General features: G+C 71.4%; 13 protein-coding genes. 12 read left to right on the top strand and 1 reads right to left on the bottom strand.

From position 1 onward, the window contains the following. Position 1: 1 nt before the first annotated feature. From fdxA to ACZ59A_RS16020, 6 genes are all read left to right on the top strand, one after another. Entirely contained in the window at positions 2 to 328 is a 327-nt protein-coding gene (gene fdxA, locus ACZ59A_RS16045; protein WP_470958824.1) for a ferredoxin, read from the top strand. After that, on the top strand, positions 325 to 1137 hold the full coding sequence (locus ACZ59A_RS16040; RefSeq protein WP_470958821.1) for a 2-keto-4-pentenoate hydratase: 813 nt from the start codon (positions 325 to 327) through the stop codon (positions 1135 to 1137). The genes fdxA and ACZ59A_RS16040 overlap by 4 nt, the downstream gene beginning before the upstream one ends. Then, positions 1134 to 2084, top strand: a complete 951-nt coding sequence (locus tag ACZ59A_RS16035) for an acetaldehyde dehydrogenase (acetylating) (protein WP_470958818.1) — start codon at positions 1134 to 1136, stop codon at positions 2082 to 2084. The genes ACZ59A_RS16040 and ACZ59A_RS16035 overlap by 4 nt, the downstream gene beginning before the upstream one ends. Continuing rightward, positions 2081 to 3097 (top strand): 4-hydroxy-2-oxovalerate aldolase, encoded by a 1017-nt coding sequence (gene dmpG, locus ACZ59A_RS16030; RefSeq protein ID WP_470958816.1) that lies wholly within the window; start codon positions 2081 to 2083, stop codon positions 3095 to 3097. The genes ACZ59A_RS16035 and dmpG overlap by 4 nt, the downstream gene beginning before the upstream one ends. After that, positions 3094 to 4188, top strand: coding sequence for an LLM class flavin-dependent oxidoreductase (locus ACZ59A_RS16025; protein WP_470958813.1), 1095 nt, complete (start codon positions 3094 to 3096; stop codon positions 4186 to 4188). Before dmpG ends, ACZ59A_RS16025 begins: the two co-directional genes overlap by 4 nt. 155 nt (positions 4189 to 4343) lie before the next feature. After that, positions 4344 to 5150, top strand: coding sequence for an IclR family transcriptional regulator (locus ACZ59A_RS16020; protein ID WP_470958809.1), 807 nt, complete (start codon positions 4344 to 4346; stop codon positions 5148 to 5150). A 43-nt stretch (positions 5151 to 5193) separates the two neighbouring features. Here the strand turns inward: ACZ59A_RS16020 and ACZ59A_RS16015 are convergent, their stop codons facing one another. Continuing rightward, positions 5194 to 6441, bottom strand: a complete 1248-nt coding sequence (locus tag ACZ59A_RS16015) for an ROK family transcriptional regulator (protein WP_470959678.1) — start codon at positions 6439 to 6441, stop codon at positions 5194 to 5196. Positions 6442 to 6634: 193 nt separating this feature from the next. On the opposite strand from ACZ59A_RS16015, the gene ACZ59A_RS16010 reads away from it, so the two are divergent. The 6 genes from ACZ59A_RS16010 to ACZ59A_RS15985 all read left to right on the top strand — a co-directional run bounded on the left by ACZ59A_RS16010 (position 6635) and on the right by ACZ59A_RS15985 (position 13916). Then, the gene (locus ACZ59A_RS16010; RefSeq protein ID WP_470958806.1) at positions 6635 to 7738 is read left to right on the top strand and encodes a Gfo/Idh/MocA family protein; all 1104 of its coding nucleotides are present in this window, start codon (positions 6635 to 6637) and stop codon (positions 7736 to 7738) included. 66 nt (positions 7739 to 7804) lie between these two features. Continuing rightward, entirely contained in the window at positions 7805 to 8689 is an 885-nt protein-coding gene (locus tag ACZ59A_RS16005) for a sugar phosphate isomerase/epimerase family protein (protein WP_470958804.1), read from the top strand. A 35-nt stretch (positions 8690 to 8724) separates the two neighbouring features. Then, positions 8725 to 10230 (top strand): ABC transporter substrate-binding protein, encoded by a 1506-nt coding sequence (locus ACZ59A_RS16000; protein ID WP_470958801.1) that lies wholly within the window; start codon positions 8725 to 8727, stop codon positions 10228 to 10230. 22 nt (positions 10231 to 10252) lie between these two features. Further along, on the top strand, positions 10253 to 11194 hold the full coding sequence (locus ACZ59A_RS15995; RefSeq protein ID WP_470958797.1) for an ABC transporter permease: 942 nt from the start codon (positions 10253 to 10255) through the stop codon (positions 11192 to 11194). Next, complete coding sequence (locus ACZ59A_RS15990; RefSeq protein WP_470958795.1) at positions 11191 to 13050, top strand: dipeptide/oligopeptide/nickel ABC transporter permease/ATP-binding protein; 1860 nt, start codon at positions 11191 to 11193, stop codon at positions 13048 to 13050. The genes ACZ59A_RS15995 and ACZ59A_RS15990 overlap by 4 nt, the downstream gene beginning before the upstream one ends. Further along, a complete protein-coding gene (locus tag ACZ59A_RS15985) occupies positions 13047 to 13916 on the top strand; it encodes an ABC transporter ATP-binding protein (RefSeq protein WP_470958792.1) in 870 nt (289 codons plus the stop codon). Before ACZ59A_RS15990 ends, ACZ59A_RS15985 begins: the two co-directional genes overlap by 4 nt. The last annotated feature ends 19 nt before the right edge of the window (positions 13917 to 13935 follow it).

Here is a 13935-nt window from a genome sequence, read left to right as displayed (position 1 = left end):
CATGGCCTACGTCATCGGCCCGGCCTGCGTCGACATCATGGACCGCTCCTGCATGGAGGAATGCCCGGTCGACTGCATCTACGAGGGCGACCGCAAGCTCTACATCAACCCGGTGGAGTGCATCGACTGCGGCGCCTGTGAAACCGCCTGCCCCGAGCAGGCGATCGCGGTGGACCGGCTGGCCAGGCCCGAGCACCGCGAGGACAACCGCCGCTTCTTCACCGAGCCGCTGCCGGGCCGTACGGAGCCGCTGGGCACCCCGGGCGGCGCAGGCGGGCTCGGCCCTGTCGGCGTCGACACCCCGCTCGTCGCGGAGGTGGGCGCATGACCGGGCTGGGCGTTCCCCCGGAGGTGGCCAAGGCGGCCGACACGCTGCTGGAGGCCACGCGCACCGGGGTGACCTGCCCGCCGGTGCGCACGTTCCTCGCCGAGGGCGACATCGGGGCCGCGTACGCGGTGCAGCGGGTGAACGTCGGGCGCGCAGTGGCCGCAGGGCGGCGCGTTTCCGGCCGTAAGATCGGCCTGACGTCACCGGCCGTACAGACCCAACTGGGCGTGGATCAGCCGGACTTCGGGACGCTCTTCGCCGATATGGCGGTTCCCGAGGGCGGTGTGGTGGCGGCCGGGCGGCTGCTGCAGCCCAAGGTGGAGGCGGAGGTGGCGCTCGTCCTGGGCGCCGATCTGCCGCACCGCGACTGCACGGTGGCCGATGTGCTGCGCGCGACCGACTTCGCGCTGCCCGCGCTGGAGATCGTGGACAGCCGTATCGCCGAGTGGAACATCGGCATCGTGGACACCGTCGCCGACAACGCCTCCTGCGGGCTGTACGTGCTCGGCGGCACCCCGGTGCCGCTGGCCGGGCTCGATCTGCGCGGGGCGCGGATGACGATGTCCCGCGGCGGCCGGACGGTCTCGGAAGGGACCGGCGCCGACTGCCTCGGCAGCCCGCTGAACGCCGCGGCCTGGCTCGCCTCGGCCCTCGCCGCCCAGGGCGATCCGCTGCGCGCCGGGGAGACCCTGCTGACCGGGGCGCTGGGCCCGATGGTGGCCGCGGCCCCAGGTGATCGGTTCGAGGCACATATCAGTCAACTGGGCCGGATCACGGTCGAGTTCGCGACGGAGGGAGAGAGGCCATGAGCAGCCGTACCAAGGTCGCCGTCATCGGCTCGGGCAACATCGGCACCGATCTCATGATCAAGGTGCTGCGGCTGTCGGAGACGCTGGAGATGGCGGCGGTGGCGGGCATCGACCCGGACTCCGACGGCCTCGCCCGCGCCCGCCGCATGAAGGTGGCCACGACCCACGAGGGCGTGGACGGGCTGGTCGCGCTGGACGAGTTCGCCGATGTGCGGATCGTCTTCGACGCCACCTCGGCGGGCGCCCACCGCCGCCACGACGAGGTGCTGCGCGCCCACGGACGTACGGTGGTCGACCTCACCCCGGCCGCCCTCGGCCCGTATGTGGTGCCGCCGGTGAACCTCGACGCCCATCTGCACAGCCCCAACGTCAATATGGTGACCTGCGGCGGACAGGCCACGATTCCCATCGTCGCCGCCGTCTCGGCCGTCACCCCCGTGCACTACGGGGAGATCGTGGCCTCCATCGCCTCCCGCTCGGCCGGTCCTGGCACCCGGGCCAACATCGACGAGTTCACCGAGACCACCGCCTCCGCCATCGAGCGGGTCGGCGGGGCGGGCCGGGGCAAGGCCATCATCGTCCTCAATCCGGCCGAGCCGCCGCTGATCATGCGCGACACCGTGCACTGTCTGGTATCGGAGTGCGACGACGCGGCGGTCACCGCCTCGATCGAGGCCATGGTGGGCCGCGTCCAGGCATACGTCCCGGGCTACCGCCTCAAACAGAAGGTGCAGTTCGACCGGATCGCCGACGACGACCCGCTGCGCACCCTCGTACCGTCCGGCGCGGCCCGCGGTGCGGTGAAGGTGTCGGTGTTCCTGGAGGTCGAGGGCGCCGCCCACTACCTCCCGGCCTACGCGGGCAACCTCGACATCATGACCTCGGCAGCGCTGCGCACAGCGGAGCGGCTTGCCACCCACCACACCGCCGAGGAGGCAGCACGGTGACCCCGGCCACGCTGTACATCCAGGACGTCACCCTGCGGGACGGCATGCACGCCCTGCGGCACCGCTACACCGTCGGCCAGGCCCGCGCCATCGCCGCCGCGCTCGACGCCGCCCACGTCGGCGCCATCGAGATCGCCCACGGCGACGGCCTGTCCGGGTCCAGCGTCAACTACGGCGTCGGCGCGCACACCGACTGGGAGTGGATCGAGGCGGTCACCGGCGCCGTCCGGCACGCCGTCCCCACCACCCTGCTGCTGCCGGGCATCGGCACCGTGCGCGACCTGAAGCAGGCCCACGCGCTCGGCATCCGCTCGGTGCGCGTCGCGACCCACTGCACCGAGGCCGACATCTCCGCCCAGCACATCTCCGCCGCCCGCGAGCTGGGCATGGACGTCGCGGGCTTCCTGATGATGTCGCACATGGCGCCCCCGGCCGAACTCGCCCGGCAGGCCGTGCTCATGGAGTCCTACGGCGCCCACTGCGTGTACGTCACCGACTCCGGCGGACGGCTGACCATGGACGGGGTGCGCGACCGCTTCCGCGCCTACCGCGACGTCCTCTCCCCCGACACCGAGCTGGGCATCCACGCCCACCACAACCTGGGGCTCGGGGTGGCCAACAGCGTGGTCGCCGTGGAGAACGGCGTCACCCGCGTCGACGCCTCCCTGGCGGGCCAGGGCGCGGGCGCCGGAAACTGCCCGCTGGAGGCGTTCATCGCGGTGGCCGACCTTCAGGGCTGGCCCCACGGCTGCGAGCTGTTCCCGCTGATGGACGCCGCCGACGACCTGGTACGGCCGCTCCAGGACCGGCCGGTGCGGGTGGACCGGGAAACCCTGAGCCTGGGCTACGCGGGCGTGTACTCCAGCTTCCTGCGCCACGCCGAGACGGCGGCCGCCCGCTACGGCCTCGACACACGAAGCATCCTCGTCGAGGTCGGCCGGCGCGGCATGGTCGGCGGCCAGGAAGACATGATCACGGACGTGGCGCTGGACCTGGCGGAGCAGCGGGCATGAGCGCGGGGGCGGCACGGCCTCGGATCGGGATCCGGGTACCGCCGTGCGACCGGGCGGACCGGGTGGCCCGTACCGTGCGGCGGGCCGAGGAGCTGGGCTTTGACCAGGTGTGGTTCCCCGACTCCCAGCTGCTGTGGCGGGACGTGTTCACCACCCTGACCGCCGCCGCGCTGGCCACCGAGCACATCGGGCTGGGCACCGCGGTCACCAACGTGGCCACCCGGCATCCGGCCGTGGTCGCGTCGGCCGCGCGCAGCGTGGCCGAGCTGGCGCCCGGCCGGTTCACACTCGGCCTCGGCGTGGGCAACAGCTCGGTCGGCCCGATCGGCATGCGGCAGACCACCTCGGCGGCGATGCGGGAGGGGGTGGGCATGCTGCGGACCCTGCTGGCCGGGCGGAGCTGGGACTTCGGCGGCGGTGTCCACTCCCGGCTGCGCGACCCCGGGCCGCGGATTCCGCTGCACCTCGCGGCGAGCGGGCCGAAGAACCTGCGGCTCGCGGGGGAGATCGCCGACGGCGCCATCCTGCTCAGCGGCGTGTCCCCGAAGACCCTGGCTGGGGCCGCCGCCCGGGTGCGCGAGGGCGCCGAGGCCGCGGGCCGGGCGGCCTCGGCGGTGCCGCTGACGGTGTCCGCGTTCTGCGCGGTGACCGACGACATCGAGGCCGCGGCGCGGCAGATCAAGCCGATCTGCGCGTCGATCGCGCAGAACGGCGGGGCGCCCTTCCTCGCCCTCGCGGGTGTGGAGGTGGACGTCCCCGCCACTGTGGAGGGGGTCTACCCGGATCTGGTGCACGCCGAGGACTGGGACGCGGCCGTCGAGGTGTGTTCGGCGTGGATCAGCGACGAGGCGGCCGTGCTGTTCGCCCGCGAGTTCTGTCTGTTCGGCACCGCCGCGCAACTCGCCGAGCGGCTCACGGCCCTGCACGGCGCCGGAGTGTCCGGGGTCTTCCTCCAGCATGTGGGCTCCTACGACCCGCCCACCGAGCTGATCGAGGCGGTCGGGTCCGCGGTCCTTCCGGCCCTCGGCGGCGTCCGGGGAAATCCCGGCGGCAAATCCGGCCCGCGGAATGGAGGATTTCCCGGGCAGTGACACAGCTATTGACACACCTAAGGGCAGGGGGCCCGCCGACGGGTGATCGTCACGCTCTCTTCCGGCCTCCCTGAAAAGCGCCTATCGTTCACCTTCTCGGCTCTGGTGGCCGCCCCGATGCCGGGTGCGCCGCGCAGATGAGGAGGTCAAGCGCAGTGACTGGGTACGTGTATGCCGAAAAGAACGACGAGCCACGGCAGATCCGCGAGGCCCCCAAGACGGTCCTCGGCAAGGTCGGCCTCATTCTGTCCGCTTTCCGTGACAACGACTTCTCCCTCAGTCTCGCGGAGCTGACCGCCAGGACCGGGATCGCCAAGGCCACCGTCCACCGGCTGTGCCAGGAACTCGTCGCCGGAAATCTCCTGGAGCGGGAGGGCGCCAAGTACCGGCTCGGGCTGCAGCTCTACGAGATCGGCCTGCGCGCGCCACGCCAGCGCACCCTGCGCGAGGCCGCCAGGCCCGTCATCGAGAACCTCGCGCAGAAGCTCGACAACGCCGTGAACCTGGCCGTGCCGAGCAATTCGGAACTGCTGTGCATCGAGAACGCCGGACGGCACCGCAACCGGGCCCGGTCCACCGCGGGCGGCCGGCGCCTCAGGCTGCACTGCACCGCGGCGGGGAAGCTCACCCTCGCGATGCTGCCCGGGCAGTACCCGCTGTCCAAGGTCATCCCGCTGATGGACCGCCGTACGCCCCGTACCCTCACCCCCGTCCGGCTTCCGGCCGAGCTGTCCCGGATCAGGGAGCAGGACTACGCCGTGGAGGTCGAGGAGAACCGTCGCGGCTACCTCGCCGTCGCGGTGCCGGTGCGCGGTCTCGATGACACGTACCTGGCCGCCCTGGCGGTCATCGCCCCCACGGCGGGCTGCAGCATGCCCCGGATGCACGCCGCGCTGACCGAGGCGTCCCGCGCCATCACCTCACGTCTCGCCGTCTTCGAGGCACACCGCGCCCCGCTCTGACACCGGCCCCGGTCCGGCCCCGCGCCACCCCGCTCCGGCCCCGTCAGCGGCCGTTCGCGGCTGCTCCCGGGATGTCCTCGACCAGCATCCGGGCGATGCCCTGGGCGCTGAAGACGTCCCGGGTGGCGAGGGCGATGCCGCCGTGGATCCCGGAGCCGCTGCCGAGCTGGGCCGTGGTGATGGTCAGCTTGCGGGTGGCCAGCGGCAGGGCCCGCTGGTAGACCGCGGCGCGCACCCCGGAGAGGAGGTCGTCGCGGAGTTCGCTCAGCGGACCGCCGAGCACCAGCGTGCGCGGGTTGAACATGTAGACAAGCATGGCCGCGATCTCGCCGATCTCGGTGGCGGCCTGGCGCAGGGCGCGCACGGCGGGCGGGTCGTTGTCGGCGACGCGCTCCGCCAGGACGTGCACGCCGTACAGCGGATCCTCACTCGTCGACTCGGGGATGCCGAGGCCGCGCAGCACGCTCCGATGGGAGGCGATCGCCCCGACACAGCCGACGTTGCCGCAGGAACACAGGGCGTCGCCACCGCCGATGGCGCGGATGTGGCCGATGTCCCCGGCCGCTCCGTCCGCGCCGCGGTACACCTCGCCGCCCGCGGTGATGACACCGGCCCCGATACCGGTCGCGATCTTGATGCACAGCAGCGGAGTGTCCATCCCGTCCTGGCATGCCTCGCCGAGCGCCATCAGATTGGAGTCGTTGTCCACCACGGCGGGGGCGCGGAACGTCCCTGTCAGCCGCTCGGCGACCGGGTAGCCGTCCCAGCCGGGCATGCCGGTCGGCTGCACCGGGCTGCCCCGCTGGAAGTCCACGGGACCGGGCAGCCCCACCACCACTTCGCGGACCCGGTCCGGGTCGCGGTCGTGCGCCGCCAGCAGGCCCGTCAGGCGCTCGGTCACCGCTCCCAGGACCGCTTCGGGCCCCGCGTCGACCCGGGCGTCCACGGTCTCCTGCGCGATCACCCGCCCGTTGAGATCCGCTATCGCCACCCGGGATTCCAGCGTGTCCACGTCCGCCACCGCGATGGTCCCCGCCCTCGGGCTGAGCGTCAGCACCCTCGGCGGGCGGCCCCGCACCGACTCGTTCGACCCCAGCTCCTGCAGGATGCCGCGCCCGACGAGATGGTCGACCTGCTGGCCGACGGTCGACCGGGCCAGGCCGCTGCGCCGCGCGATCTCCGCGCGGCTGGTCGCCTCGCCCGACACCACGAGGTCCAGCACGCTGCGCAACGCGGAAGGCACCGCGGGCAGCAGGGCCGTATCGGTAGCGTGCCCCTCGCTTTTTTGCACTATCACGTACCTAATCTCTTCCTCTTGCACTCACCGGCAGCCCGGGCCTGTCCGACAGGCTGGGCATTGCACCGGATTTAGTCAAGAGAAAAAACTAAAAGCGGCGTCTTGTCTTGGCCGCACGAACTAACCGACGGTGTGGGCGGCAGAACCCGCATGACCCCCGAACCCTTTCCGGAGAGGAATCACGTCCATGGCCAAGCAGACACATCGGATCGGCATCCTGGGCAGCGGCAACATCTTCGGCCGGTACGTGACCGGTCTGGCCCGCTACCCGGAGCTGGAGATCGTGCGCGTGGCCGACATCGACGTGGCGCGGGCCGAGCAGGCCGCCAAGGACCACTCCATAGCGGCCTGGGGCGACGACAAGGAGCTGTACGCCGACGAGTCGGTGGACATCGTCGTCAACCTGACACCTCCGGTGCACCACGCGCGCACCACCATCACCGCGCTCGAGGCCGGGAAGCACGTCTACGTGGAGAAGCCGCTGGGCACGACGGTCGCCGAGGGGCGGAGCATCCGCGAGGCCGCGGCCTGCAGCGGACGTGTCCTCGGTTCGGCGCCGGACACCTTCCTCGGCAGCGCGAGCCAGACGGCGCGCAAGGCCATCGACGACGGGCTCATCGGAACGCCGGTCGGCGCCTCGGCGTTCATCCGCCACAGCAAGGCGGAGACGTGGCACCCGGATCCGCGCTTCCTGTTCCAGGCGGGCGGCGGCCCGGTGATGGACATGGGTCCGTACTACTTCGCCCTGCTCGTCAACCTGCTGGGCCCGGTCCGGACCGTCACCGGGTCGAGCCGGATCGGGGCGGCACAGCGCACGGTGACCGCGCCCGACCGGGCCGTCGACTCGATCGACGTCACGGTCCCCACCCACGCGGCGGCCGTGCTCACCTTCGCCTCCGGAGCCATCGCGTCGATGCAGCTGAGCTTCGACATCTGGGACACCGATCTGCCCTACATGGAGATCTACGGCACCGGCGGCACGCTGTCCCTGCCGAACCCGAACCACTTCGACGGCGATGTCCGCCTCAAGCGGCACACCGACGCCGAGTGGTCCGTACTGGAGCCGGTGGTCGGCCTGTTCGGCGCCGTCGGCACCCCGGAGCAGGCCCGTCGCGGTCTCGGGGTGCGCGACCTCGCGGACGCGGTCGAGGGCGGAACGCACCGGGCCACCGCCCCCTTCGCCTTCCATGTGCTGGAGGCGATGTGCGCCGTGGAGGAAGCCTCCCTGCAGACGCGTGTCGTGGCGCTGGACAGCAGCTGCGAACGCCCCGAGCCCCGTTTCCCCGCCTGAGCGCACCGGCTTGAGCGCACCCGCTGAGCGCCCCCACCTACCCGCCACTTCAGGAAGAGGCCCCGCATGATGATCGGCGCCGAGAAGATCGCGATCAATCCCCTGCAGTTCGTGCAGACCGAGGACGGCTGGATCGACCCCGCCCTGGCACCGCCGCTCCCCGAGCGGCTGAGGATCATCCGCGACGCGGGGATCGGCGCGGTGCACGCCGACGTCCCCGCGGACATGACGGCCGGTGAGTACGGAAAGCTGCTCTCCGACCACGGCCTCGAGCCCGCCCCGGGCTACATCTCCGGCCCGCTCCCCCAGGACGGGGCAAGCCTGCGGGAACTCCTCGACAAGACGGCCCGGATCAGTGAGCAGCAGGCCGAACTCGGCCTGTCCACGGTCTTCGTGGCCACGGGCATGTCCAAGGAGGCCCCCCGGGTCCATCGTCCGGCGGTGGGCGCGGAGTCCGACCCCGACCGGCTGGAGCAGGTCCGCGACGTGTTCGCGAAGATGGGCGAGACCACCCGGGCGAACGGGGTGGCCTCGGCCTTCCACCAGCACGTGGGGACGTGGGCGGAGACCGAGGAGGAGACCCGGTTCATCCTCGACACCGTGCCCGCGGACACCCTCTCGTTCGGCCCGGACATCGGCCACCTGGGCTGGGCCGGGGCCGACGTCCCCGCGCTCCTCCGCGACTACGGGGACCGGGTGGCCGCCATGCACATCAAGGACTACCACGCCGATGTGGCCGCGCGCGGCAAGGCCGAGGGCTGGGACTACCGCACGACCGTCCTCGCGGGCCTGTGGGCCGAGCCGGGGCACGCCTCGGTGGACATCCCGGGACTCGTCGCGACACTGCCCGGCAGCTTCGACGGCTGGCTGGTCATCGAGGTCGACCGGGGCGCGCGGGCCACCGCCGAGGAAAGCATCCGGCTGTGCGGCCAGTGGGCCCAGCGGCGCTGACCGGCCCGGGACGGCAGAAGGTGAGGAGGTGCGCGATGCGCAGAGTGGGGCTGACAGGGGCCGCCGTTCTCGCCCTCGTGTCCGCGACGGCTTGCGGCGGTGGCGCCGTCTCCGGTGCGAACGGGGACAGGACACTGACCCTCGCGGTGGGAGTCTCCGCCACTCCCTGGGATCTGGCCGCGGCCGGTCTGGGGGACTACATCAACTACTACGAACCGGTCTTCGACTCGCTGGTCCGGCTGGACAGGAACGCGGAGGCGACGCCCAACCTCGCCACGTCATGGTCGTACGACGCCTCGCGGACCGTGCTGACGATGAGGCTTCGGAAGGGCGTGAAGTTCACCGACGGCACCGCCCTGGACGCCACCGCGGTGAAGGCCAATCTGCTGCACACCAAGGAGGGCACGAACGAGGCGGCGGGCAAGCTGAGGGCCATCAGCACGGTCGAGGCCGTGAACCCCACCACGGTGGCCATCCATCTGTCGTCGCCGGATCCCTCGCTCGTCACCAGCCTGGGCGATCCGTCCGGCATGATCGCCAGTCCGAAGGCCCTGGACGGGAAGAAGGGCCCGGTCGGCTCGGGGCCGTACGTGCTGAACGCGTCCGGCACGACCAATGGCAGCGTGTACACCTTCACCCGCAACCCCGGGTACTGGAACAAGAAGGCGTTCCCCTTCCACGAGATCGTCATCAGGACGATCAGCGACCCGACCGCCCGCCTCAACGCGCTGCTGGGCGAGCAGGTGGACTGGGCGCGGATCGATCCCCGGAGCGCGAGCCAGGTCAAGGGCCGTGGCCTCAAGGTGAGTTCGCATGTGGACGCCGTCGAGGGCCTGTACATCTGGGACCGCGCCGGAAAGATCGTGCCCGCCCTGGGCAAGGTGAAGGTCCGGCAGGCCCTGAACCACGCCTTCGACCGCGACGCCATCGCCAAGAAGATCAACATGGGGTACGCCACCCCGACGTCCCAGATGGCCATCCCGGAGAGCAGCGCCTATGAGCGGTCGTTGCGGAGCAGGTACGCCTACGACCCCGAGAAGGCCAGGAAGCTGCTCGCCGAGGCGGGCTATCCGCACGGCTTCACGGTGACGATGCCCGATGTGTCCTCGGTCGCGGCCGGGCAGCAGGCGGTGATGACCCAGGCGCTGGAGGACATCGGCATCAAGGTGAAGACCAAGAAGGTGCCGTTCACCGAGCTGTTCACCGCCCTCCAGCAGGGGAAGTTCGCGATGTCCTGGTTCAAGCTCGCCTCGTACCGGCCCTGGGACTACATCTCCACCCAGCTCACCGCGAACGCCGCATGGAACCCCGCCAAGGACTTCGACCCGAAGCTCAACCGGCTGATCGCCAAGGCCCAGAAGGCGACCGGCGCCGCCCAGAACGACCTGTTCAAGCAGGTCAACAGGTATGTGCAGACGAACGCCTTCAACGCCCCGTGGGACATTCTCGACTCCGTCCACGGCGTCTCGAACAGCATCAAGGTCACCCCGCAGCCCTTCGAATCGGCCATTCCGATCTACCAGATGGCCCCGGCCTCCTGACGACAGAAAGGAGAGGGTTGCGATGCTGACCTTCCTCATACGCCGCGTCGCGGCCGGGCTGGTGCTCCTCTATGTCCTCGCCACGGCAGCGTTCGCGATGATGAGCCTCACCGGCACCGATGCCGTGCGCAACATCTCCGGGAACACGGCCACCGAGGCACAGGTGGCGGCCAAGACCCATGAGCTGGGCCTCGACCGCCCCTGGATCAGCCAGTACGGAAGCTGGCTGGGCCACGCCGTCCGCGGTGACTTCGGCGTCTCCTGGTTCAGCGGTGACTCGGTGGCCTCCAGCCTGGCCCTGAAGGTGCCGGTGACCCTGTCGGTCGTGGTGTCGGGGCTGATCCTGGCCACCGTCCTGAGCATCGTCCTCGGTGTCGCCGCCGCCGTCCGGCGGGGCTGGCTCGACCGGGTGGTCCAGCTGCTGGCGATCCTCGGCTACGCGGTCCCCAGCTTCCTGGCGGCGCTCGCGCTCGCCGTGATCGTCGCGGTGAAGCTGCGCTGGCTGCCCGCGACGGGATACGTACCGTTCGGGGTGTCGCCCTCGGGCTGGTTCCAGTCCATCACGCTGCCCGCCGTCTCGCTGTCCATCGGCGTGATCGCGGCGACGGCCCAGCAGGTCCGGGGCTCGGTGATCGACGTGCTGCGCCAGGACTTCGTCCGGACGCTGCGCAGCCGCGGGCTCGGTGAGCGCCGGGTGCTGTTCCGGCATGTGCTGCGCAACGCGGCGCCGCCCGCGCTGACGGTGCTGTCCGTGCAGTTCATCGGTCTGGTCGGGGGCGCCGTCATCACCGAGAAGGTGTTCGGGCTCCCCGGGGTCGGTTCGGCGGCGGTCACGGCGTCGACCAATGGCGATACGCCGCTGGTCATGGGCGTGGTGGTGTATCTGGTGTTCATCGTGGTGGCGGTCAACCTCCTGGTGGACGTCGCCTACGGCTGGCTCAACCCGAAGGTGCGCGTACGATGACCAATCCCCCTGGCGAGGACACGCTCGCCACCTCCTCCGCGGGCAGTAGGGCCGACGCACTCCCCCACCGCGGCGGTGTATGGCGCCGTCTGCTGCGCAACCCGGTGGCGGTCGCATGCCTGGCGATTCTGGCGCTGCTGATCCTGGCCAGTGTGTTCGCCCCGCTGCTCACCCCCCACAGCCCCACCCGCCCCGCGCTGCTCGACACGTTCGCCGCACCGCTGAGCGCCGGTCATCCGCTCGGCGGGGACAGCGTGGGCCGGGATGTGCTGGCGCGGCTGCTCTACGGCGGGCGGGTGAGCCTGCTGGGCGCGTTCATCGCGGTCGCCGTGGCGCTGGTGATCGGCGTGCCCACCGGCCTGGTCAGCGGCTACTACCGGGGCTGGGTCGACGCCGCGTTCAGCTGGGTGGCCAGCCTGGTGATGGCCGCGCCCGCGATCATGGTGTTGTTGGTGGCCATCGCGGCGATCGGCCCCAACGCCAACGCGGCCATGGCCGTGCTCGGTGTCATCCTCGCGCCCGGCGTCTTCCGTCTCGTCCGCGCCTCGGTGACCTCGGTGCGCGAGGAACTGTACGTCGACGCGGCCCGGGTGTCGGGCCTGAACGACCTGCGGATCGTCCGCCGCCACATCCTGCCCGTGGTGCAGGCGCCCACGATCATCCAGGCGGCGCAGATGTTCGGTGTCGCCGTCGTCATCCAGGCGGGCATCGAGTTCCTGGGGCTGGGCTCGGCGAGCGAGGCCAGCTGGGGCGCGATGCTCAACGAGGCGTTCGCCAACCTGTACATCGAGCCCACGCTGCTGGTGGCGCCCGCGGTCGCCATCGTCGTCACGGTCGCCTCGGTCGGGCTGCTCGCCAACGCGCTGCGGGACACGCTCCTGGAGAGCGGCTACGCGGTCCCCGCCCGCCGCTCGCGGCGTAACAGGGCAACGACCGCACCGGCGGCGTCCTCCGCGGCCACCACCGATGCGGCTGGCGATACGGCCACCGATACGGCTTCCGGCGACGGCGACGCCCTGCTGACGGTACGGAACCTGACGGTGTCCTATCCCACCCGCGACGGCGAAACCACGGTCGTGGACGGAGTCTCGCTGAGCGTCCGCCGCGGCGAAGTCGTCGGGCTGGTGGGCGAGTCGGGGTCGGGGAAGAGTCAGACCGCCTTCTCTGTCCTGGGGCTGCTCCCTCCGGAGGCGCGGCGCGAGGCCGATGGCCTGTCCTTCGGCGGACACGATCTGCGGCGCCTGGGCGGCAAGGCGATGAGCGGCCTGCGGGGCCGGCGCATCGCGTACGTACCGCAGGAGCCGATGTCCAACCTGGACCCGTCCTTCCGCATCGGCACCCAGCTCGCCGACCCCATGCGGCTGCATCTGAAGATCTCGGCCGGTGAGGCGCGGAAGCGGGCGCTCGCCCTGCTGGAGCGGGTCGGCATCGCCGAGCCGGAGCGCGTGTACGACGCCTATCCGCACCAGGTTTCCGGTGGCATGGCGCAGCGGGTGCTGATCGCGGGTGCGGTCTCCTGCGACCCCGAGCTGCTGATCGCCGACGAGCCGACCACCGCGCTGGACGTCACCGTCCAGGCCGAGGTGCTCGACCTGCTGCGGGAGCTGCAGCGGGAGCGCCGGATGGGCATGATCCTGGTGACCCACAACTTCGGTGTCGTCGCCGACATCTGCGACCACGTCGTGGTCATGCGGTCGGGGAAGGTGGTCGAGTCGGCCCCCGTCGGGCAGCTCTTCGCCAACCCGCACCACGCGTACACCCGGATGCTGCTGGCGTCGACGCTGGAGGACGCCCCGCCCCGTACCCCGCTCGACGACGGTCCCCCGGCCCGCGCCACCGTGCAGGAGAAGACATGACGACGATCCCGACACCGCAGCCGGAAACCCCGGCTCACGGCAGCGTCCTGGAAGTCGACCGGGTGGTGGTGGAGTACGCCGCCAAGGGGTGGCGCACCCCGCCGTTCCGGGCGCTGCACGGGGTCTCGCTGGACATCAGGGCGGGCGAGACCGTGGGGCTGGTCGGCGAGTCCGGCTCCGGGAAGACCACGCTCGGGCGCGCGGTGCTCGGCCTGGCCCCCGTCACGGAGGGCCGGATCCGTTACGCGGGCCGGGAGATCTCGCGGCTGAGCGCGCGGGAACGGCGTGCGCTCGGCGACGAGATCCAGGTGGTGTTCCAGGACCCGTACACCTCGCTGAACCCGGCGATGACCGTGGGCGACATCCTCACCGAGCCGCTGCTGGTCGCCGGTGTGTCCCGCGGGGCGGCGAACGAGCGCGTCCGCGAACTGCTCGACCAGGTCAGCCTGCCCGCGGACGCCGCGCACCGGCTTCCCCGGGAGTTCTCCGGCGGGCAGCGCCAGCGCGTCGCCATCGCGCGCGCCCTGTGCCGCGACCCCAGGCTCATCGTGTGCGACGAGCCGGTCAGCGCGCTGGACCTGTCCACCCAGGCCCGGGTGCTGGATCTGTTCATCGAGATCCAGGAACGCACGGGTGTCGCGTATCTGTTCATCACCCACGATCTGTCCGTCGTGCGCCGGATCAGCCACCGGGTGGCCGTCATGTACCGCGGGGAGATCGTGGAGTCCGGCGACACCCGGGCGGTGACGGCACAGCCGCGGGACCTCTACACCAAGCGGCTCATGCTCGCGGCCCTCGTCCCCGACCCGGACCGGCAGCGGGACCGGCGAGAGCAGCGCCGCGGCCTCGCGGCGGCTGGGTCGTAGCCACGTGTCCGGAAAAGCC

Source organism: Streptomyces sp. NPDC040405, from assembly GCF_055595765.1.
The sequence above is the reverse complement of the archived record's forward strand: the minus strand, read 5'-3'. Positions and strand labels throughout refer to the sequence as shown.

Excerpts from the sequence above, each read along its gene's own strand:
- ACZ59A_RS16040 (WP_470958821.1), top strand. The coding sequence starts at position 325 with ATGACCGGGCTGGGCGTTCCCCCGGAGGTGGCCAAGGCGGCCGACACG.
- ACZ59A_RS16005 (WP_470958804.1), top strand. The coding sequence starts at position 7,805 with ATGATGATCGGCGCCGAGAAGATCGCGATCAATCCCCTGCAGTTCGTG.
- fdxA (WP_470958824.1), top strand. The coding sequence starts at position 2 with ATGGCCTACGTCATCGGCCCGGCCTGCGTCGACATCATGGACCGCTCC.
- ACZ59A_RS15985 (WP_470958792.1), top strand. The coding sequence starts at position 13,047 with ATGACGACGATCCCGACACCGCAGCCGGAAACCCCGGCTCACGGCAGC.
- ACZ59A_RS16000 (WP_470958801.1), top strand. The coding sequence starts at position 8,725 with ATGCGCAGAGTGGGGCTGACAGGGGCCGCCGTTCTCGCCCTCGTGTCC.
- ACZ59A_RS15995 (WP_470958797.1), top strand. The coding sequence starts at position 10,253 with ATGCTGACCTTCCTCATACGCCGCGTCGCGGCCGGGCTGGTGCTCCTC.
- ACZ59A_RS16010 (WP_470958806.1), top strand. The coding sequence starts at position 6,635 with ATGGCCAAGCAGACACATCGGATCGGCATCCTGGGCAGCGGCAACATC.
- ACZ59A_RS16025 (WP_470958813.1), top strand. The coding sequence starts at position 3,094 with ATGAGCGCGGGGGCGGCACGGCCTCGGATCGGGATCCGGGTACCGCCG.
- ACZ59A_RS15990 (WP_470958795.1), top strand. The coding sequence starts at position 11,191 with ATGACCAATCCCCCTGGCGAGGACACGCTCGCCACCTCCTCCGCGGGC.
- ACZ59A_RS16035 (WP_470958818.1), top strand. The coding sequence starts at position 1,134 with ATGAGCAGCCGTACCAAGGTCGCCGTCATCGGCTCGGGCAACATCGGC.